Raw genomic sequence first — 22976 nt, forward strand, 5'->3', positions numbered from 1 at the left:
CGGCCGGTGGAACCCGAGGTGAAGATCGTGTACGCGGCACAATCGGGACGGACCGTGCCACGACGCTCGCTTGTATGCAGTGGACGATGACCGGCCGCCGCATCGGTACCGGCTGCATCGACGACGAGCAGCCGCTTGTCGCCGAGACCGGCAACGCCTGCGGGCAACACGCCCGGCCCGACGAGAATGATCCGCACATCGGCGGTCTCGACCATGTAGCGGACCCGTTCGGTCGGCACAGAAGTGCCGATCGGCACGAATTGTCCGCCGGCGGCGAGGACGGCGTGGAAGGCCACGAGCATGTCCAACGAGCGTGGGATACACACGCCGACAGCAGTATCCGGACCGACGCCCGCGGCGATGAGCTCCCTGGCGAGGTGAGTGGCCATCGCCCCGAGCTCACGATAGGTGACCAGCTTGCCGTCGACATCGACGGCCACCTGGTCCCCGGAGACCTCGACCCGGCGCGCCAGCAGGTCGGTGACAGAGTCCTCGGGAACCTCGACGGCCTGGCCCCGCGACCACTCGCCGATTCGAATCGCGCTGTCACCGCCGAGCAGATCAACATCTCCGACGATCGTGTCCGGCGCCGAGATCAGCGTCCGCAGCACCGTGGTCACGATCTCGGCGAACACCTCGACCTGCGCGACATCGAACGCCGTCGGAAGGTAGGAGAGCCGTATCCGCATCTGTTCGCCGTCGGGCATGGTCGCGAGATTGAGCGGATAGTGCGTCGAGTCACGGCTGTCGATGGCCCGCAGATCCAGCTCGGCGGTGGCCGCGCCACGCGATGTCGACTCCAGGGACGCGGTGTCGATCGGATAGGACTCGTGCACGGTGAGGGTGTCGAACAAGGCACCCGACACCCCGGTGAGGGCAACGAGATCGGGCAACCCCAGGTGCTGATGATCGAGCACGGAGACCTTCGCAGCCTGCAGCCGCGACAAGGCGTCACCCATGGTGGCATCGGGATCGACGTCGACCACCGCAGGCAGCGTGTTGATGAACAACCCGACCATCGTCTCCACACCGTCGAGATCGGCCGGACGACCCGAGACCGTCTCACCGAAGGTGACCACGCGTTGCCCGGTAAGGCGCGACAGCAGTACCGCCCAGGCGAATTGCATGACGGTGGAGATGGTCACGCCGCGCGAGCGGGCGAGATCCTCGAGTGCGGAGGTGGTGTGTTCGTCCAGCGTGACCGAATGTGTGTGCGGCGCAGCCTCAGCGGTCGCCTCGATACCCGGGGCCACCAGGGTGGCGCCCTCCACCGGTGCCAGCACAGAACGCCACGCCTCGAGCCCCTCCCCGACGTCGGCGCGCGCCACACGCATCAGGTGTGTCGCGAAATCGGTGTCACCGCTGCGTGTTCGACCGGTGTACGAGGTGCCGGTGGCGTACAGCGCGAGTAGGTCGGCCAGGACCAGTGGGCCCGACCAGCCATCGAGAAGTAGGTGATGGTTGGTGATGATCACCTCGGCGCCGTCGCGGTGACGGACGACCGTGAAGCGCACCAGAGGCGGCGACGAGAGGTCGAACCGGGCGATGCGTTCGGCGTCCGCGAGCGCGCGCACCTCGGTGGCCACGCCGTCGGCGGAACCGTCGAGATCGACGACGTGCCAAGGAACCTCGACCGTTGCTGGGACGACCGCAACGACGGCACCGCTCGCAGTGCGGACATAACCGCTGCGCAACACGCGATGTTCGTCGAACAGGCGTTGCGCCGCCCGGCGGAGCCGCTCGAGGTCGACCGCGCCGAGCGACACCACGGCCTGGGTCACGTAGACATCGATGGTGTCGGCTCCGCTGCCGGCACGCTCGGACTCGAAGTACAGCCCTCGTTGGAGGGGCGTCAGCGGCCACACGTCCGCACCGGGGTACTGATGTGCCAGGGCGTCGAGATCGTACTGGGTGACCCCGGATCCGGGGACGTCCGACGGGCTGTGGCCCAGATCGGTACCGCGGGTGACCGTCTCGACGAGGGCGGCGAGCTCGGAGCGCCACCGACCGGCGAGGTCGTCGATGTCGGCGGCGTCGAACATGCCCGCCGGGAAAGCGAGGTCGGCGACCAGGTTCCGTCCCTGCGGCGTCGACTCCGTTCCCACGTTGACGGTGAGTGCGTTCAGCACCACCATCGCCCCCGACGCCGACGATCCCAGCCCGCGCACGTCGGCGGTGGGCGCGAATGGTGCGGCCGTGCCGGCAGAGTCGTCGGCGCGGCCGCCGGCTCCGAAGTAGTTGAAGCCGATCGCCGGCAGCGGCCGACGAGCGAGCTCGGTGTCGGTTCGGGTGCCGTGGGGCCCATAACGCAACCAGCCGAATCCGGCTCCCGAATCCGGTTGTCCGAGACGCTCTTCCTTCGCCGCCTTCACCGCGTGCACGACGTCGTCGGCGGGATCGAGTGCCAGGGGGGAGATCGTGGTGAACCAGCCGACGGTCCGTGACAGGTCCGCTCGGCGTGGGTCGGCACCGGAGGCCACCAGTTCTTCCTGACGTCCGTGGCCCTCGACGAGAACGGTGACCGGCTGCTCGTCGAGGATCTCGCGTGCCACCTGCCATGAGCGCACCGCACGTGCGAGCGCACCGAGCAGGGCGTCGTTGACGTTGCCCCGCAACGCCGCGGGGACGTCGGTCACGAGCGGCTCGGTGAGCGAGGCGTCGACGGCCATGGTGACCGACACGGTGGTACGAGCCCGGTCACGCGAGCGGTCGATGCTCGCGCCGAGCGGCGTGGTCGCCCGTCCGAGCCGTTGCAGCCAGTGGTCGAGTTCGTCGGTGCGGTCGGCCGATGACTGTGCCAGACGGCGATACCACCCGCGTTCGGAGGTGGCCTCGGCGCGCAGTTCGACGGGCCGCCGGCCTGCGCGCTGTGACCAGGCGGTGACCAGATCTTCGATCAGGATCGGCCACGAGACTGCGTCGACCGAAAGGTGGTGCAGCACCAGCACGATGCGGGCATTGCCGTCACGATCGTGGACCAGTCGGGCGGCCAGCGTGACACCGGCACCCGGGTCCAGGGACGCCGACGCACTCGCGTGTGCCTCGCGGAGCGCGGTCGCGTACTCATCGCTGCCGACGGCCGATGGCACCGAGGTCTCGGTGACCGTCGTGCGCAGGTCCACGTCGACGCCGACCGTCATCCGCGCACCGCCGTCGACGACATCGAGGCGCGTCGCCAGCGCCGGGTGGACGGCCAGGAGTTCGGCGAGGAGTTCAGCCAGGTCGTCGACGGTCAGACCGGCGGGCGCGGCGAGCACCATCGACTGAGAGAAATCGGCGAAATCGTCAGGGGTGTCGGACAGTTCGAGCATCCATGACACGACCGGCGGGATCGGCACCTCGCCGCGATTGCCACCGGCGGGGTCGGTGAGGTCGGGCAGGGCGGTCCGCTGCGCCGACAGGGCCCGGGCCATCGCGCGCACGGTTCGATGCTCGAAGATGTCGCGTGGGCTCAACGTCAGCCCACCGGCGCGTGCCGCCGAGGCCAGCTGGATCGACATGATCGAGTCGCCACCGAGGGCGAAGAACGACTCGGTCGCGCTGATCCGTTCGACACCGAGCAGTGCCCCGATGACGGCGGCGAGTTGCTCCTCGACCGGCCCTTCGGGTGCGACGTACTCGTTCTCGGTGCCACCGAAGTCCGGGGTGGGCAGGGCCCGACGGTCGAGCTTGCCCGCGCTGTTGAGGGCGAGTTCGTCGACGGTCATCCAGACGGTGGGCCGCATGTATTCCGGTAGCGCCGCAGCGATGCGCGCACGCACGTCACCGATATCCACCGAGGCCGGCGACAGATAGGCCACCAGGTGTTGCGCACCGGTCGGCGCGACGGCCACCGCGGCCGCAGCATGCACGACACCGGGAGCCGACACGAGCACCGACTCGATCTCGCCGAGCTCGATGCGTTGCCCGCGCAACTTGACCTGGAAGTCGGAGCGGCCGAGGTACTCGATCGCACCGGAGGCGTTGCGGCGCACGAGATCACCCGTGCGATACAGCCGTGCGCCCGCGGCGCCGTAGGGGTCGGCGACGAAGCGTTCGGCGGTGAGCACCGCGGCACGTGCGTAGCCGTCGGCGATCTGTACGCCACCGAGATACAGCTCGCCCGGGACGCCGGCCGGTACCGGACGCAGACGTGCGTCGAGCACGAGGGCGGTGGTGTTCGGCACGGGTGTGCCGATGGTGATGACATCGGGCGCGGCGGTGACGTCGGCCCCGGTCACCTCGACCGCGGCTTCGGTCGGGCCGAACAGATTGTGGATCTCCACCCACGGCATGGCCCGGTGCAACCGGGCCACGGTCGCGGCGGGCAGCGCCTCACCGGAGGCGAACACCCAACGCAGACTGGTCAATCGGGACAGTTGGGATTCCTCGACGACGTCGAGGAACACCGACAGCATCGACGGCACGAAGTGCACGGAGGTCACCGCGGCCGACTCGATCAGATCCGCGATGTAAACGGGGTCGGCGTGTCCGCCCGGCTCGGCCACGACCACCGTCGCCCCGGACATCAACGGCGCGAACAGTTCCGGCACCGAGACGTCGAAGGTGTAGGGCGTTTTCTGGAGGATTCGATCGCCTGCCGACCACGCGAAGGCGTCGAGCCCCCAGCGCAGTCGGTTGTACACCGCACGATGCGAGACGGTCACACCCTTGGGACGCCCGGTCGATCCGGAGGTGAACAGCGTGTAGAGGGCGTCGTCGGTGCGCAGGGGGCGCAGTCGCTCGGCGTCGGTGATCGGTGTGAAGGTCGCGTCCGGATCGAGCATGGTGGTCGCGTCGACGACGATCGTCGACACCTGGTCGCCGAGCGCACCGACCGCGGGCGGAACCTGCGCTCCGACGAGGATCAGTGCGACACGGGCCGTGTCGACCATGCTGGCGACTCGCTCCGCGGGGGCTGCGGTGTCGATCGGCACGTACTGTGCACCTGCGGCGACGACGGCGTGGATGGCGACGAGCATCTCGACCGATCGGTCGATGGCGACGCCCACCGCCACGCCCGGCCCGACACCGGTGGCGATGAGCCGGCGAGCCAGCTCGCTGACCCGAATCCCGAACTCGCCGTATGTCGTCGACCGATCCGCCATCTGCACCGCGATCGCGGTGGGGGTGGCGAGTATCTGGGTGACGATCGCATCGGCGACGGTCCGGGCCTCGTACGCCACAACCGGGCCCGCCGAGAGTGCCAGCGCGTGGGCCACCTCGTCGTCGCCGATCCAGTCGGCATCGGCGACGGGCAGCGACGGGTCAGCGGTCAGGGCATCGAGGAGGCGGACGAACCGCTCGGCGAAGACGACCATCGTGGCCTCGTCGAACAGATCGGTGGCATAGATCAGCGTGCCCGCCCAGGCACGGCCGGGCTGGTCGGTGGACAACCCGACGGTGAGGTCCAGCTTGGCCGGAACCTCCTCGGGAACAACAGATTCCACCCGGAGATCGCCGGTCCCGGCGACCGACGCCGCGGCGAGTTCCGGGACCGCTCCCCCGTCGAGGGTCACCATCACCTGGGCCAGCGGCGCGAACGCTTCCGACCGGGTCGGCGCGAGCGCTTCGACGACCGCCTCGAAGGGCACGTCGGCATGGGCGAAGGCGTCGAGGTCGGTACTGCGCACCTGCTCGAGGAGATCGGTCAAAGCGGTGTGCACGTCGACCCGTGTGCGCAGGACCAGGGTGTTGACGAACATCCCGACGAGATCGTCGAGCAGACGGTCACCGCGACCGGCGATGGGGGTGGCCACCGCGATGTCGTCGGTGGCGGTCAGTCGTGCCATGAGTGCGGCGAGTGCGGCGTGCACCACCATGAACGCGGTGGCGTTGTGACGCTGCGCGACTGCGGCGATCCGTTCGGCCACCGGCGCCGGGACCTCGAAGCCCAGGCGTGCGCCGCGCTGGCTCGCGATCGCCGGACGCGCACGATCGGCGGGCAGGTCGAGTACCTCGGGTAGGCCCGCGAGGTGCTCGGACCAGTAGGCCAGTTGGCGTCCGAGTACCGAATCGGGGTTGTCGACCGCACCCAACGCATCGCGTTGCCAGAGGGCGATGTCGGCGAACTGCACCGGCAGCGCGGGACGTGTCCCGACGGTGGAGCCGTCACTGTTGACCCCGACGGCGGAGCCGTCCCCGTTGATCGAGTAGGCCGCGATCAGGTCACCGAGCAACGGCGACAACGATTCCCCGTCGGCGGCGATGTGGTGGAGGACCAGTGCCATCACGTGTTCGTCGGGGCCGGCGGCGGCGATCCGCACCCGGATCGGCCACTGCCTGGTCACGTCGAAACCGGAGCGTACCGAGTCCTCGAGGTGCGCTGCCGTGCCGACCACGGCGAAGTCGAGGGTGTGTTCCACCGACTCCGGCGGGTGGATGATCTGTTCCGGGGCTCCCCCGGAGACGGATTCGAAGGTGGTGCGCAGGATCTCGTGGCGGATCACGAGATCGACGACGGCCGCGCGCAGCGCCGTGACGTCGAGCGGACCGGAGAGGCGCAGGACGACCGGGATGTTGTAGGCAGCGGAGGTGACATCGTACTGGTTGATGAACCAGATGCGCTGCTGCGCGAACGACAGCGGGATCATTGCCGGGCGGGGTGTCACCGGGCGGAGCTTTGACAGTCCGGCCGGCCGATCACTGAGCGCCGCAACGAGATCACCGAGGACCGGGGTGTCGAAGACGTCGCGGACCGACACCTCGACCCCCAGTGCCTCACCGAGACGCGCGGCGACCCGCATCGCTGCCAGCGAGTTGCCGCCGACGTCGAAGAAGGAGTCGGCCAGGCCGACGCGCTCGACGCCGAGGACATCGGCGAATACCTGCGCCGCGACCATCTCGCGGTCGGAGGTGGGTGCGACGTAGTCGGCGGTGTGCGCCTGCGGCTGCGGCAGTGCGCGACGATCGACCTTGCCCGCACTGCCGAGCGGCATCTGTTCGAGCACCATCCAGGTGGTGGGCCGCATGTACTCGGGCAGGGCGGCGCGTACCGCGGACTGCGCGGCGGCGAGGTCGGCGTTCTCGGGTGCGAGGTAGGCGACGAGTTGTTCGCCCGCGGCGGTGTGCGCCACCGTGACGGCGACGTGGACAATACCCGGTACGCCGGCGAGGACGGCCTCGATCTCGCCGAGTTCGAGGCGCTGACCGCGCAGCTTGACCTGGAAGTCGGTGCGGCCCAGGTATTCGAGTTCACCATCGGCGTTCCACACCACGCGGTCACCGGTGCGGTACAGGCGGGCACCGGCTGGTCCGAACGGGTCGGCGACAAAACGTTCCGCGCTCAACTCGGGCCGTCCGGCATATCCCCGGGCCACCTGCACCCCACCGAGATACAGCTCCCCGACCACCTTCGGCGGTACCGGGTGGAGTCGATCGTCGAGCACGTGGGTGGTGGTTCCGGCGACGGGCCGGCCGATGGGAATCACGGTGTCGGTCAGCCGAACCCGGTGTTCGGTGACGTCGACGGCAGCCTCGGTGGGCCCGTAGAGATTGTGGAGTTCGACCCGGCCGAGCAGGGTCAGCAGGGTGTGGGCGGACGCCGCGCCGAGGGCCTCACCCGAGGTGAAGACCAGCCGCAGGGACGTCAGGTATCCGACGCGGGTGCCGAGGGCATCGAGGAACGCCGACAACATCGACGGGACGAAGTGGGTGACGGTGACGGCGTGCTCGGTGATGAGCGCCGCGAGGTGGTCGGCGTCGCCGTGTCGGCCCGGCTCGGCGAGCACCAATGGCGCCCCGTGGAGCAACGGCCACACCAATTCCCATACCGACACGTCGAAGGTGTACGGCGTCTTCTGCAGCACCACGTCGGCGGCTGTCAACCGGTACAGGTCCTGCATCCACTCGAGTCGATTGGCGATCGCGTCGTGGGACACCGTCACACCCTTGGGGGTGCCGGTGGAGCCGGACGTGAAGAGAGTGTAGGCGGCGTTGGTGCCGCGCAGCGGGGCACGACGCTCGTGATCGGCGATGGCGGAATAGTCGTCACCACAGTCGGATTCGGCGTCGACGACGAGGATGGTCAGGCCGAGTTCCGGCGCGGCGGCGGCCAGGGTGGTGGTCGTGGCCGAGACCAGTGCGACGGTGATGGCAGCGGAGTGGACCATCGCGGTGATCCGCGCGGCCGGGGCCTCGACGTCGATCGGTACATACTGTCCGCCTGCCGCGAGGACGGCGTGCACGGCGATCATCATTTCGGCGGAGCGTGGAATGCTCACCGCCACAGCGGTATCCGGTCCGACGCCCTCATCGATGAGGCGTAGGGCGAGATCTCGGACACGGGCGCCGAACTCACCGTAGGTCAGGTGCCGCGCTCCATTGATGAGAGCCACGGCGTCGGGGGCGCGGCGTACGGTCTCGCCGATCTGTGTCGGGATCGTCTTGCACACCGGCGCCGTTGGTGCGCCGACGGACCAGCGGCCCACCTGTTCGGCGACGTCGTGGGCGATCAGCGAGGCATCGTTGACGGCAGTGTCGGGGTCGGCGGCCAACGCCGACAGCACACGCACGAACATGTCGGTGAAGGCGGCGATCGTCGTGGCTTCGAAGAGGTCGGTGGCGTAGAGCACCGACCCCGACCATGGTTGTCCCGCAGCGCTGCTCGCCAGGGTCACAGTGAGGTCGACCTGGGCAGGCACCGACGGTGCGGCCAGCGGCGTCACGGTCAGTCCCGCAACCTCGCCGGCTGCCAGTGCACCTCCGGCGGTTGCGTCGCCGGCCATGCCGGCCACCGCTTGATCGAAGCTCAGCATGACCTGCGCGAGGGGCGCGAAAGCTTCGGAGCGCACCGGGTCCAGCGCTTCGACCAGCGTCTCGAACGGGAGCTCGGCGTTGGCGAAGGCGTCGAGGTCGGTGACGCGAACATCGTCGAGAAGCGCACGGAAGTCCGCGGTCCCGTCGACTCGGGTGCGCAGCACGAGGGTGTTGACGAACATCCCGACGAGGTGGTCGAGATCGCGGCTGCCGCGACCGGCGACCGGTGTGGCGATCGCTACGTCGTCCGTGCCGGCCAGTCGGGACAGCAGCACCGCGAGCGCGGCGTGAACCACCATGAACGGTGTCACGCCGGATGCGGTCGCGAGGTGTGCGATGTCGCGCGTGAGCGTGGCGGGGATCTCGAAGTCTGTCCGCGCACCGCGATGTGAGGCGATCGCCGGACGTGGCCGATCGGCGGGCAGGTCCAGCACCGGGGCCAGGCCCCGCAATTGTGTTGTCCAGTAGTCGAGTTGAGTGCCGAGCACCGAGTCGGGATCGGTGGCGTCGCCGAGCACCCGGTGCTGCCACAGTGCGAAATCGGCGAATTGCACCGGCAGAGCGTCGAACTCAGGTCGTCGCCCGTCCGTGCGGGCGTGATAGGCCGTCAGCAGATCGGAGACCAGAGGGGCCATCGATTCCCCGTCGGCTGCGACGTGATGCAGGATCAGGGCGACGATGTCGGAGAGAGCCTCGGAGGCCTCCCGGAGAACGCGGATACGCAGCGGGAGCGCCTCGCCAAGGCGGAATCCGGCTGTTGCGGCCGATTCGAGCCCTTCGGAGGTCGTCACCTCGGCCCAGTCGAGCATGGCGTCGATGGACTCCACCGGGTGGATCACCTGGTGCGGTGCGCCGTCGGCGTCGGGGAAGGTGGTGCGCAGGATCTCGTGTCGGGCAACGACGTCACCGATGGCCGCGCGCAGTGCCCGGCGATCGAGTCCGCCCGTGACGCGCAACAGGATCGGGATGTTGTAGGTGGGCGCATCGGGTTCGAATCGGTTGATGAACCAGATCCGTCGCTGGGCAAACGACAACGGGATCCGTTGCGGCCTGGGCGACACGGCGGTCACCGGCGGCAAAGCACCCGCATGTCCGCGGGTACGCGCGAGAAGCTCGCGCACCGAGGGGGCATCGAAGATGTCACGCACCGACACCGCCACACCCAACGCATCCGCCGCCCGCGCCGCCAACCGTGTCGCCGACAACGAATTACCGCCCAAATCAAAGAAACTCGACGTCACCCCCACCTCGTCGACACCGAGGACCTCGGCGAACACCGCAGCCACCCGAGTCTCGTCTGCCGACGCAGGCGCCACCACCTCACCAACCGACACCCCGGCCTCCGGCAGCGGCAACGCCCCACGATCCAACTTGCCGTTCGCCGTCAACGGCAACCCCGCCACCTCAACCACCAAATCCGGCACCATATACCCCGGCACCACCCGCGCCACCGAGGCACGCACCTGCGCCGCCTCGACCACCGAACCCGGCTCACCCACCACATACCCGACGAGCTGCTCACCACGACCCGGCAACTCCACCACCCGCGCCGCCGCCGCACCCACACCCGGCACCGACAACAACGCGGTCTCGATCTCCCCGAACTCGATCCGATACCCACGCAACTGCACCTGCGCGTCACCACGACCCACATACTCGATATCCCCAGCCACCCGACGCGCCAGATCACCCGTCCGATACATCCGCGCACCCACCGGACCAAACGGCGACGCCACGAACCGCGTCGAGGTCAACCCCGACCGCCGCAGATACCCCTGCGCCAACTGCCCACCCACCACATACATCTCACCGACCACGCCGTCGGGCACCGGACGCAACCGCTCATCGAGCACATGAATCCCCAACGACACCAACGGACGACCGATGAACGACGCATCCCCCGCCGACACCACCCCACGATCCAACGGCCGGAAACTCACATGCACCGTCGTCTCGGTGATCCCATACATATTCACCAACCGCGCATCATCGCCAGGATTGTCATCGAACCACCGACGCACCTGCTCGAAACTCAACGCCTCCCCACCGAACACCACATACCGCAACCCCAACGACAACCCCGGCACCCGCCGACGCGCATGCGCCACCTGATAAAACGCCGACGGCGTCAAACTCACCACCGTCACCCGCTCCGCGGCAAGCAACCGCACGAACTCCTCAGGAACCCGCGCGACCTCACGATCCACCACCACCAGACGGCCACCAGAAAGCAACGGCCCCCACAACTCCCACACCGAGAAATCGAACGCATACGAATGGAACATCGTCCACACATCATCAGCCCGGAACTCGAAATCACCCGCAGCCGAATCCATCAACGTCACCACATCACGATGAGTGACCTCCACCCCCTTCGGCCGACCCGTCGACCCCGACGTATAAATCACATACGCACGCGAATCCGGATGCACCACAACATCATCAACACCACCACCCGCACCCGACGCGGCCAGCGACTCCACCGTCACCACATCCACACCAACGCCGAGTTCACCCCACAAACCCAACCCCGACGACACCTCATCGGTCACCACCACCCGCGGCGACGCATCCTCCACAATGAACCGCAACCGATCCACCGGATTACTCACATCCAACGGCAAATACCCCGCACCCACCCGCAACACACCCACAATCGCCGCCACCAAATCCACCGACCGCGACGGCGCCACCGCCACCAAATCCCCCACACCCACACCACGAGCCCGCAACCCCGCCGCCACCGCAGCCGACCGCTCACCCAACTCCCCATACGACAACGTCACCGACCCCGCCGACACCGCCCCACGACCACCAAACCGCCCCACGGAATCGGCGAACAACTCCACCAACGAACAACCCGCATGCACCGACTCCACCACCGGTGGCACCAACGACCCACGATAGACGTCCTCATCCACCAACGACACCGACGACACCGACGCACCCGGATCCGCGACCAACCCCCGCAACACCCGGACCAGAACGTCAGCAAAAACCTGCACCTGTTGCGCGTCGAATGCGGCAGGAAGGTACTTGAGTTTGACTTCGATCCGATCGCCGATGACGCCGCTGACGAGGTTGAGTGGATACTGGGTGGCGTCGGAGGCGCTCAGGTCCTTGATGCCGATGCCGCCGACAGTGCCTGCACCGGTGAGTGATTCGGCATTGACCGGGTAGGACTCGTGCACGGTGAGGGTATCGAACAGCGGCCCCCTGCCGACCAATGCGGCCAGGTCGGGCAGACCGATGTGCTGGTGGTCGAGGACTGCGATCTTGCTCGACTGGATCGTGTCGAGAATGTGCGCCATCGACACGTCGGGATCGACGTCGACCACCGCGGGCAGCGTGTTGATGAACAACCCGACCATCGTCTCCACGCCGTCGAGATCGGCCGGACGACCCGAGACGGTCTCACCGAATACCACGACCTGCTCGCCGGTGATCCGCGACAACAGTGCGGCCCAGGCGAATTGCATGACCGTGGAGACGGTCACCCCGCGCGAGCGGGTCAGTTCGTCGATGGCCGTGCTCAATTCGGCGTCGAGGAGCAGGCTGTGATCGCGCGGGCGCATTTCGGTGGTGGCCTCGAGGCGCGGTGCGAGAAGGGTCGGTTCGACGACGCTGTCGAGAACCGTTCGCCAGGCCGCCAGGCCGGCAGCGGTGTCGGCACGGCTGATGTGGCGCAGGTAGTCAGCGTAGTCGGCGGTGCGCTCGGTCGCCGTGGCGGTGTAGGCGCGGCCGGTGGTGTAGATCGCGAAGAGGTCGGCGAGGATCAGCGGTGACGACCAGCCGTCGATGAGGATGTGGTGGCTGGTGACGATGAGGGTGGACTCGGTTCCGTTGCGCACCAGCACATACCGCATCAGAGGCGCGGACTCGAGATCGAAGGGGCGGGTTCGTTCGGCTTGCGCGATACCCTCCGCTGCGGTCGTTTCGGCCGCGTCCGGGTACGTGATGTCGATGACCCGCCACGGCACCTCGACCGTTTCGGGGACGACCGTGACGACCTCGCCGCTTCCCACCCGGACGAAACACGAACGCAGCACGCGATGTTCGTCGAAGACCGCGCGTACCGCGGCGTGGAGACGTTCGGCATCGACGTCTCCGTCGAGGGTGAGCACCGCCTGTGCGATGTAGACGTCGACAGCCCCTTGTTCCCGCCCGGCGGCGGCGAGTTCGGCCTGGAACTGCAGCCCGCGCTGCAACGGAGACAGCGCCCAGATATCGGCGCGCGGGTAACGTCGGGCCAGCTCGTCGAGGTCGTCCTGCGTCATCGCGGCACCGACGACATCCGACGGCGAAAGTCCCGGATCGCCCACGGAGGCAACGAGTTCAACGATCGCGGCGAGTTCGTTCTCCCAGCGCCGTGCGAGGTCGTCGACGTCGTCATTGCTCAATGCGCCTGCGGGGAAGCCGAATCCGGCCTGCAGTCGGCGGCCTTCCGGGCCGACGACGGTCCCTGCGGTGATGGTGATCAGGGCGGTGGTCACCATCGCACCGGTGACCGTGCCGGGAAGTCGTGGCGCGTCCGGGTCCGGGAGCAGACTCCCGACGAGGCCGTCGGCGGAATCCCCCGCCACGTTGCCGAGGTAGTTGAACGCGATGGACGGCAGCGGCGCCTGCGCGAGTGCGCCACCACGATCCGCTCGGAGCAGACCGAAGCCGATGCCGTTGTCCGGCCTGCCGACGCGTTCTTCTTTGGCGCTCTTCACGGTTCGAGCGGCGTCACCGTCGGGATCGATGGCGATGGGGGCGACACTGGTGAACCATCCGACGGTGCGCGACAGGTCGGCCGTGCGTGGGGCCGCGCCGCGCAGCAGCACTTCCTCGTAGCGGCCGTGTCCCTCGATGAGCATCGTGACGGGCTGCTCGTCGGCGATACCGCGGTCTCGTTGCCAGGACCGCACCGCGCGGGCGAGCGCCGCGACGAGTGCGTCGTTGACGTTGCCGCGGAAGGCCGCGGGTACCGACGTGAGCAACGGTTCGGCGAGGGACGTGTCGATGGTGTGCACGATCTCGGCGGTGGTGGACATGCGATCGCGTCCGCGGTCCATCTCGACGCCGAGATCGGTGGCGCGCGCCCGGGTGAGCCAGTAGGCGAGTTCAGACTGCCGAGCACGCTTGTGGCTCTGCACCGCTCCGACGAAGGCCCGCGCGGAGGTCACTTCCGGCCGCAAGGCGAATGGCTGACCGGCGAGGTACTGGCCCCAGGCGGTCACCAGATCCTCGATGATCGCGCGCCACGAGACGGCGTCGACGCCGAGGTGGTGGATGACGATGACCACGCGGCGCTGTTCCCCGGTCCCGGCGAGAACCGCCGATACCAGCTGCCCGAGTGCGGGATCGAGTCGTGCGGAGGCCTCGCGGAATGCCGCGGTGATCAGTGCGGCACCGTCGGCCTCTCCGCCGTAGCCGGTGGACTCGGTGACCGAGCTCTGCCCGTCGAATCGCCCGGCCCCTGCCTCGAGGTGCGGCCGACCGTCGATCTCGGTGAGTACGGCGGTGAGCATGGGGTGGTTGGCGACGACGGCGCCGATGACCTCGCGGAGCGCCGACACGGTGAGTTCGGCCGGGGCGTGGAGCACCATCGACTGCGAGAAGTCGGCGAAATCCTCGGGCGCGTCGGCGTGTTCGAGGACCCACGAGACGACGGGTGGGATCGGCATCGGCCCGACGCCCCTGCCGTGGGGCTCCTCGAGCGCTGCGACGGCGTCGCCGCGGCGTGCGACGGCGCGAGCCATACCACGAATCGTTTTGTGTTCGAAGATGTCCCGTGGAGACAGTTCGAGTCCTGCGGCCCGCGCTGCGGAGGCGAGCTGAATGGACATGATCGAGTCCCCGCCGAGGCCGAAGAACGAGTCCGTCACGCCGACCCGTTCTATTCCGAGGAGTCCGGCGACGATACCGGCCAGCTGCTGCTCGATGGGGTCCTGCGGAGCGACGTAGGCGGCGTCGAGTATCGGGGTCGGGGCGGGCAGTGCCCTGCGGTCGAGTTTGCCGATCACGGTCAACGGCAGTGCGTCCAGCGTGGTGATGCTGCCGGGCACCATGTAGAGCGGAAGTCGCTGCGCGACATGCTCGCCGAGGGTGGCCGTGTCGACCGGCGACCGGAGCATGACATAGGCGGCGAGGCCGGACACGACAGACTCACCGCTAGCCGCGATGTCTCCGTCGGCGCCGACGCCGACCACGATCGCCGAGTCGACCGCCGGATGTGTCGCGAGGGCGGACTCGATCTCGCCCAGTTCGATGCGCAGGCCGCGCAGCTTGATCTGGTCGTCGCTGCGACCGCCGTAACCGACCGACAACCCGCCGTCGCCCTCGACCCATCGGACGACGTCACCGGTACGGTACATCCGCTGCCCCGCAGCGCCGTACGGATTGGCGACGAATCGCTCGGCGGTCAGGACGTGGCGGTGGAGGTAGCCCCGGGAGAGGCTGGGTCCGGCGACGTAGAGCTCACCGAGCACGCCCACCGGAACGGGATGCAGCCGCTCGTCGAGGATGAGCAGTTCGGTCCCCTCGATCGGCGATCCGATGAGCACGGGGCCACCCGCGGTCATCGGCGCGCTCATCGTGACAGCGACGGTGGTCTCGGTGGGGCCGTACATGTTGTGCAAGGCCGCCGACGGCGCCCACCGGTCCCGCAGTGCTTCCGGCATCGCCTCGCCGCCGACGAGAACGGTACCCACCGTGGGCAGTTCGGCCGGGTCGAGCGACGCCAGCACCGTCGGGGTCAGGAAGACATGGGTAAGCTGTTCGCCTGCCACGAACTCCTGCAGCGGTGCACCGGCGACGGCGTCCGCCGGGCGGTACACGAGTGCCGCGCCCGCGGTGACGGCCAGCAGATATTCCAGTACGGACGCGTCGAAGCTCGGTGACGCGAATCCCAGGATGCGCGAATCGGGTTGTGCGCGCGCGATCCTGGTCTCCGTGTCGGCGAAGTTGCGGATGCCCCGGTGGGTGACGCCCACCCCTTTCGGGCGACCGGTGGAGCCGGAGGTGTAGATGACGTAGGCGAGCGAGTCGAGCGTGGGTTCGCCGTGTAGCTCGTTGTGGTGCAGCGGTTCCGGCGACAGTCCGGCGATCGTCTCGGCCACCTCCGGCGTGTCGGGGTGAATCCAGGTGGTCGTGGTGGCGATCTCGGTGTTCTCCCACCGCTGCCCCAACGCACGCGGGCACAGGCCCAGTGCGACACCGGCGTCGGCGAGCATGCCGGCGATCCGCTGCTCGGGGTGATCGGGGTCGATCGGTAGGTAACCCGCGCCGGTGCGCGCGACCGCCCAGATCGCGACCGTCAGGTCCACCGACCGCGGAATCGCCAAGGCCACGAGGGCTTCTGGTCCAGCGCCCGCGGCAAGGAGGTGGCGTGCGAGTCGGTTGGCCGCCTCATCTAGCTCGGCGTAGGTCAGGGTGCGCGTCTCGTCGGAGACGGCGACCGAGGCGGGGAACCTGCGGACGGCCTCGTCGAAGATGTCGGCGAGCAGCATCGGTGCGCGGCCATGTGGCCCGGCAACCGGCGTCAGCGCCGCTGCCTGGGCGGGGGCGAGGAGCGGCGCGTCGCCGATCACTGTCTCGGGCTGGGCCACGAGGTGTCCGAGCAGGTCAACGAACCGGGACGTCATGGTGTCGACGGTGCGAGCGTCGAAGAGGTCGGTCGCGTAGTTCACCCGTCCGGTCCACGCGCCGGTGCGTCCGGCGCGCACACCGACCGTGAGATCGACCTTCGCGGAGGTCTCCTCGATCTCCAGGACGCCGACGGCGAGGTCGTCGAGGTCGGCAACCATCGCCGACGGGTCAACGGGATTCTGCTCCACCGTCAGCAAGACCTGGGTCAGCGGCGCGAAAGCTTCCGAGCGCGTCGGCGACACAGCGTCGACGACGGTCTCGAACGGCGCATCGGCATGGGCGAACGCGTCGAGGTCGGTCTGGCGGACCGCGTCGAGGAAGTCGGCGAAGGTGTCGGCACCGTCGACAGCAGTCCGCAGGACGAGGGTGTTGACGAACATGCCGACGAGCGGGTCGAGAGCCTGGTCTCCCCGGCCCGAGATCGGGGTACCGATCGCGATGTCATCGGTGGCGGCCAGCCGCGACAACAGCACCGCCAGCGCGGCGTGGATGATCATGAATTCGCTGATCCCGCGTGCCGCGGCGAGCGCGCGCACCGATTCCGCGGTGCCGGCGGGGATCTCGAAGCCGATCTCGGCGCCACGCATCGAGGCGACGGCCGGGCGTGGGTGCGTGGTCGGCAGGCTCAGCACATCCGGTAGACCGTCGAGCCGGTCGATCCAGTACGCCAATTGCGCCGACACCACCGACCCCGGGTCTTCGGCCGAGCCGAGCACCTCCTGCTGCCACAGTGCCACGTCGGCGAATTGCACTGCCAGTTCCGCGAATTGCGGTGTGCGACCGCGTGAGCGGGCATGGTAGGCGGTCACCACGTCGGTGACCAACGGGCGCATAGACTCGCCGTCGCCGGCGATGTGGTGCACCACGATGAGCACGATGTGTTCGAGATCCTCGACGCGCCGAATCCGGACGCGGATGGGATGGTGGGCGGTGACGTCGAATCCTGCTGTCGCGGCAGCGAACAGCTCCGACTCGTCGTCGACGACCGCCCAGTCCAGCCGCGAGCCGGTCAGCGATCGGTCGGTCACGACCTGGCGCGGCGCGCCCTCGACGGACGGGAAGGTGGTGCGCAACACCTCATGGCGGTCGATCACGTCGACCATGGCCGCGCGCAGCGCCGACAGGTCGAGTTTGCCGGTGAGGCGCAGGGCGATCGGGATGTTGTAGGCGCCCGAGGAGGTGTCGAACTGGTTGATGAACCAGATCCGTTGCTGCGCGTACGACAGCGGGATGCGCTCCGGGCGCGGGTGATGCGCCTGCACCGGGGGAAGCCCCGCACCACGGCCGGCCACCCGGCGCGCGAGATCGGCGACAGTCGGCGCGTCGAAGAGATCGCGGACGGCGATGTCGACGCCCAGTGCCGCACCCGCACGGGCGGCGACGCGCATGGCGGCCAACGAATTTCCGCCGATGTCGAAGAACGAATCGGTCACCGACACCTGGTCCACACCGAGCACCTCGGCGACGACGGCGGCGATGGTCGTCTCGGCCGGCGTTGACGGCGCGACGACCTCGGCGTGCGCCGCGGGCGCCGGATCGGGCAGCGCTCGGCGGTCGATCTTGCCCGCGCTGCTGCGGGGCATGGCATCGAGTACCACCCAGACCGACGGCCGCAGGTGCGCGAGCAGCCGGTCGGCGACCGCCTCGGCGATGACCTCGGTGCGAAGCGTGTGGCCGGGGTGGCCAACCACATAGGCGACCAGTGCGTCCCCGGCCGCCGACGATCGGACGTCGGCTGCTGCGGCGACGACGCCGGGAATCGACGACACCACGGACTCGATCTCACCGAGTTCGATCCGCTGCCCGTGCAGTTTGACCTGGAAGTCGGTGCGCCCCAGGTACTCGATGTCGCCGTGGGTGGTCCATCGGGCCAGATCACCGGTGCGATAGAGGCGCTGTCCCGGCGCGCCGGACAGGTCGGACCCGCAGGGGTCGGCGACGAATCGCTCCGCGGTCAGCGCAGACGCCCTTGCGTAACCACGGGCCATCTGGGGGCCGGCGAGATAGAGCTCGCCGGGCACGCCCGGCGGGACCGGACGCAGACGTCCGTCGAGGATTCGGACCAGCACACCCGGGGCGGGCCGGCCGATCGTGACGGTCTCGACCGGCTCGGTGAGCGTCGCGATGGTCGTGTCGACGGTCATCTCGGTGGGCCCGTATTGGTTGATCACCGTCGCGTGCGGTGCCGCGGCGAGTGCGTGCTGCGTCAGCGTCGGCGTCAATGCCTCACCGCCGGTGTAGATCCGGCGCACCGTCGACAGCGCGGCGGCCGCGTCGGAGACCTCGTCGAGGAAGACCGAGAGCATCGATGGGACGAACTGCACCATGGTGATGTCGTACTCGGCGAGGCTGCGGGCCAGGGCGGTCGGTTCGCGATGGTCGTCCACGCCCGCCACGACGGCGTGTGCGCCGACGGTCAACGGCCAGAACAACTCCCACACCGACGCATCGAAGGTGAACGGGGTCTTGACGAGTACGCGCTCGTCCCGCGGGTCGATGCCGGCGGGCGTGAACCACGTGAGCAGCGCAGTGAGGGCCCCGTGGGAGACGGTGACGCCCTTGGGTTGTCCGGTCGATCCGGAGGTGAACAGCGTGTAGGCGGCGTGGTCGGGGCGCAGGGGTGCGAGCCGATCCCGATCGGTCACCGGGCGCCCATCCGCGCGTTCGAGTTCGGTCAGGTTGACGATGGTGACCGGCAGGCGATCAACCGCGTCGGCGAAGACACCGGAGGCGTCGGGCACCGTCAGGGCCGCGGCCACCTGCGCCGTATCGAGCAGATGGGCGACCACCGAGGCCGGGGCCTCCGGGCCCACCGGCACATGGTGACCGCCGGCGACGATCACCGCGTGCACGGCCACGAGCATCTCCGGCGAACGCGGAATCCCGACGGCAACAGCAACATCAGGGCCGACACCGAGGTCAATCAACCGCCGCGCGAGGGCGTTGACCAAAGCACCGAATCCGGCGTAGGTCCAGTGTGTCGAACCCGCCGGACTCGAATGCTCAGCACGGTTCCCGGCGTCGACGACGGCGATCCGCTCGGCGTGGGCGAGGTGAGCCGCACCGAGCGCGTCGGCAACCGTGGCCGCGCCGGGGCGGACCGAGCCGCCCGACGTCCACCGTTGCAGCGCAGCAGCTTCCGGCGTGGAGAGAATCGTGGCGTCGCCGACCGGTCGCGCCGGGTCCCCGGTGAGCCCGTCGAGCGCACGGACGAATCGCTCGGCGAACACCTCGACGGTCTCGGGATCGTAGAGGTCGGTCGCGTAGACGATCGATCCCTGCCATCCGTTCGACGAGTCGGCGATACCGACGGTGAGATCGACCTTGGACGAGATCTCGGGCGGCTCGGCGGCACTGACCCGCAACCCGCCCGCAACACCGATATCGACGCTCTGCGAGGCCAATTCGGTGATCGCGGATTGATCGAAGGACAACCACACCTGTGCCAGCGGCGCATACGCCTGGGACCGGATGGGGTTGACCCGCTCGACGATCGCCTCGAACGGCAGGTCGGCGTGGGCGAGGGCCTCGAGATCGATCCGTCGGGTCTCGGCCAGGAGGTCGTCGAAGCTCATGTGCGGCTCGATGGTCGTCCGCAGGATCAGTGTGTTGACGAACATGCCGACCATCGGGTCGAGAACCGATTGGCCGCGACCGGCGATCGGGGTGCCGACGGTGATGTCGTTGGTCGCCGAGAGTTGCGCGAGCACCACCGACAGCGCGGCGTGGGCCACCATGAACGGCGTCAGGCCGCGTTCGCGTGCCAGCACCTCCACGCGTTCGGACAGTTCGACGGGCACGTCGAAATCGACTCGGGCGCCGCGCTGCGAGGCGATCGCCGGGCGGGGCCGGTCGGTCGGTAGCTCGATCACATCGGGGGCACCGTCGAGTTGGGTTGCCCAATAGGACAATTGCGCGCCGATCAGGGAGTCCGGGTCGTCGGCGGCACCGAGGACCCGCTCCTGCCAGAGCGCGACGTCGACCATTTGGACCGGCAGTGGCGTGAATTCGGGTGCGTGGCCCTGTGAGCGCGCCTCGTACGCGGCGATCAGGTCGGCGACCAGCGGGGCCAACGACTCACCGTCGCAGGCGATGTGATGCAACACGAGCACCATCGCCCAGGAGGTTGCCGACACCTGGGTCAGCCGGACTCGGACGGGTAGCTCGTCGCGCAGGTCGAATCCGGCGAGGAGCGCTGCGCGCGCTTCGGATTCGTCGCCGATGCGCCAGTCAAGTGCGGCTTCGGCCACGGTCATGTCCGCGACGTGCTGGACCGCGGTGCCCTCTGTCTCGGGGTAGGTGGTGCGGAGCACCTCATGCCGGCGCATGACGTCGAGCAGTGCCGCGCGCAGGGCGTCGGTGTCGACATCGCCGTCGAGCCGCAGCACCGCGGGGATGTTGTAGGCAGCCGACGCGGGGTCGAAGCGGTTGATGAACCACATCCGTTGTTGGGCCAGGGACAACGGGATTCGCTCGGGGCGGGGCACGACGGACTCGATGGCCGGCAGGCCCGGGCGGGTGGCGTCGGCGGTGATCGCGAGTTCGCGGACCGTGGGCGCCTCGAACAGATCCCGCACGCTCAGGTCGACCCCCAGCGTCTCCGCGGCCCGGCCGACGATCCGCGCCGCGAGCAATGAGTTGCCGCCGACGTCGAAGACCGAGGTCGTCACACTGATATCGTCGAGCCCGAGCACCTCGACGACGATCGCCTTCAGCGCGGTCTCGGTGGCCGTCGCGGGCGCGACGATCTCGGTGTCGGCGGTCAGATTCGGGCGCGGGAGGGCCGCGCGATCGAGTTTCCCGTTGCCGGTCAACGGGAACGAGCTCACCTCGACGACGACATCGGGGACCATGTAGTCCGGGACCGCTCGTCCCGCGATCCGTCGTACCTGCGCGACGTCGAGAGCACTGCCGTCACCGGCAGCGCCGTGCGCGTCCTCCTCCGCGACAACGTATCCGACGAGGATCTCACCGCGCCCGGGGAGGTCGATCACGCGAGCGGCTGCGGCGCTGACTCCCTCGGCCCCCAGCAGGGCTGCTTCGATCTCGCCGTACTCGATGCGGAATCCGCGCAACTGCACCTGATCGTCGCCACGTCCGAGATACTCGATGTCCTCCCCGACGCGACGTGCGAGGTCACCGGTGCGGTACATCCGTGAACCGTCCGCGGCGAATGGGTTGGCGACGAAGCGGGTCGCACTCAGCGAGGGCCGCTTTCGGTATGCCTGTGCGAGTTGTGTGCCGGTGACGTACATTTCACCGACGACGCCCTCGGGTACCGGCCGCAGCCGGCCGTCCAGGATGTGGATGTCGAGCGAGGAGAGCGGACGCCCGATGAAGGAGGCGTCGTCGGCGGCGACGGCGTTGCGGTCCAGTGGCCGGTAGCTGACATGCACCGTCGTCTCGGTGATGCCGTACATGTTCACCAGTTGTGCGTGATCGGCGGGGTTGTCGTCGAACCATCGGCGGACCTGTTCGAAACTCAGTGCCTCTCCGCCGAAGACGACATAGCGCAGCGACAGCTCCACCGGCGCGCGGCGCCGTTGCGCGACAAGCTGGTAGAACGCCGACGGTGTCTGGTTGAGGACCGTGATCCGCTGCGCAGCCAACAATTCGAGGAACGCACCGGGGTCGCGGGAGACGTCGCGGTCGACGATCACCAGCCGCGCACCGGTGGTCAAGGGCCCCCAGATCTCCCACACCGAGAAATCGAACGCGTACGAGTGGAACAGCGTCCACGCGTCGTTGTGGTCGAAGGAGAAGTCGTCCGCGGCCGCCGCGAGCAGTGCCACCACCTGACGGTGCGACACCACCACGCCCTTGGGTTTTCCGGTCGACCCGGAGGTGTAGATCAGATATGCGGGCAGGCGGTCGTCGATTGCCGCTGCGGCGTCCGGCGATCCGGCAGGCTCGGCTGTCCCGTCGGCGAACCGACGCTCGATGTCCGCCGGGGAGACCAGTGGCGCCGCGGCCTCCGCCCACTGCGCGGCAAGCTCGTCATCGACCAGGACCATGAGGGGTTCGGCGTCGCCGATGATGGACAGTGCACGCGCGGGCGGCTGGCCGCGGTCGAGCGGCAGGTACGCGGCACCGGAGCGCAAGATCGCGACGAGGGCAACGATCAGGTCGACGTCGCGGGGCAGCGCGACGCCGATCAGTCGGCCCGGGCCGGCGCCGGCATGCCGCAGTGCGTCGGCGAGGTGCGCCGACCGCTCGTCGAGTTCACGGTAGGTCAGGTGGCGATGGGTGTCGCTGACCGCGGTCCGGCCGCCGAAGCGTGCCACCGCCGATCCGAACAGTCCGACAAGCGATCCCAGATCGTGGCTGCCGACAGCATCGAGCGCGCGGATGCGCACCTGCTCGATGGCGCGTCGTGTGGCCTCGGCGAGATCCTGCGGGCTGTGCCCGGGCGACATGAGCGCACGCGTCACGCCCGCACCCACCGCTGCCTCGGTGTCGAGTCCCTGGGTGGCGAACACCTGCGCCGTCGCCGCGACCTGCGCGTGCAGGTCGGCGAAGGTCACCGGGCCGGCGGGCGCATCGATCGCAATCGAATTCGGTACGGATCCGGCTGCGAAGGCGATCAGATGGAGAGTCGACGGGCGCGG

At 68.8% G+C, this 22976-nt stretch carries 1 protein-coding gene (only partly in view); it reads right to left on the bottom strand.

This entire window lies inside a single protein-coding gene on the bottom strand: locus J6U32_RS22180, encoding a non-ribosomal peptide synthase/polyketide synthase (RefSeq protein ID WP_208792163.1). The 40218-nt coding sequence extends 17194 nt beyond the window's left edge and 48 nt beyond its right edge, so the window shows coding positions 49-23024 — codons 17 (complete) to 7675 (partial); the first complete codon in reading order (the gene reads right to left) occupies positions 22974-22976. Both codon boundaries (start and stop) fall beyond the window edges.

Source organism: Gordonia polyisoprenivorans, assembly GCF_017654315.1.
In the GTDB taxonomy this organism is placed as follows: Bacteria; Actinomycetota; Actinomycetes; order Mycobacteriales; family Mycobacteriaceae; genus Gordonia; species Gordonia polyisoprenivorans_A.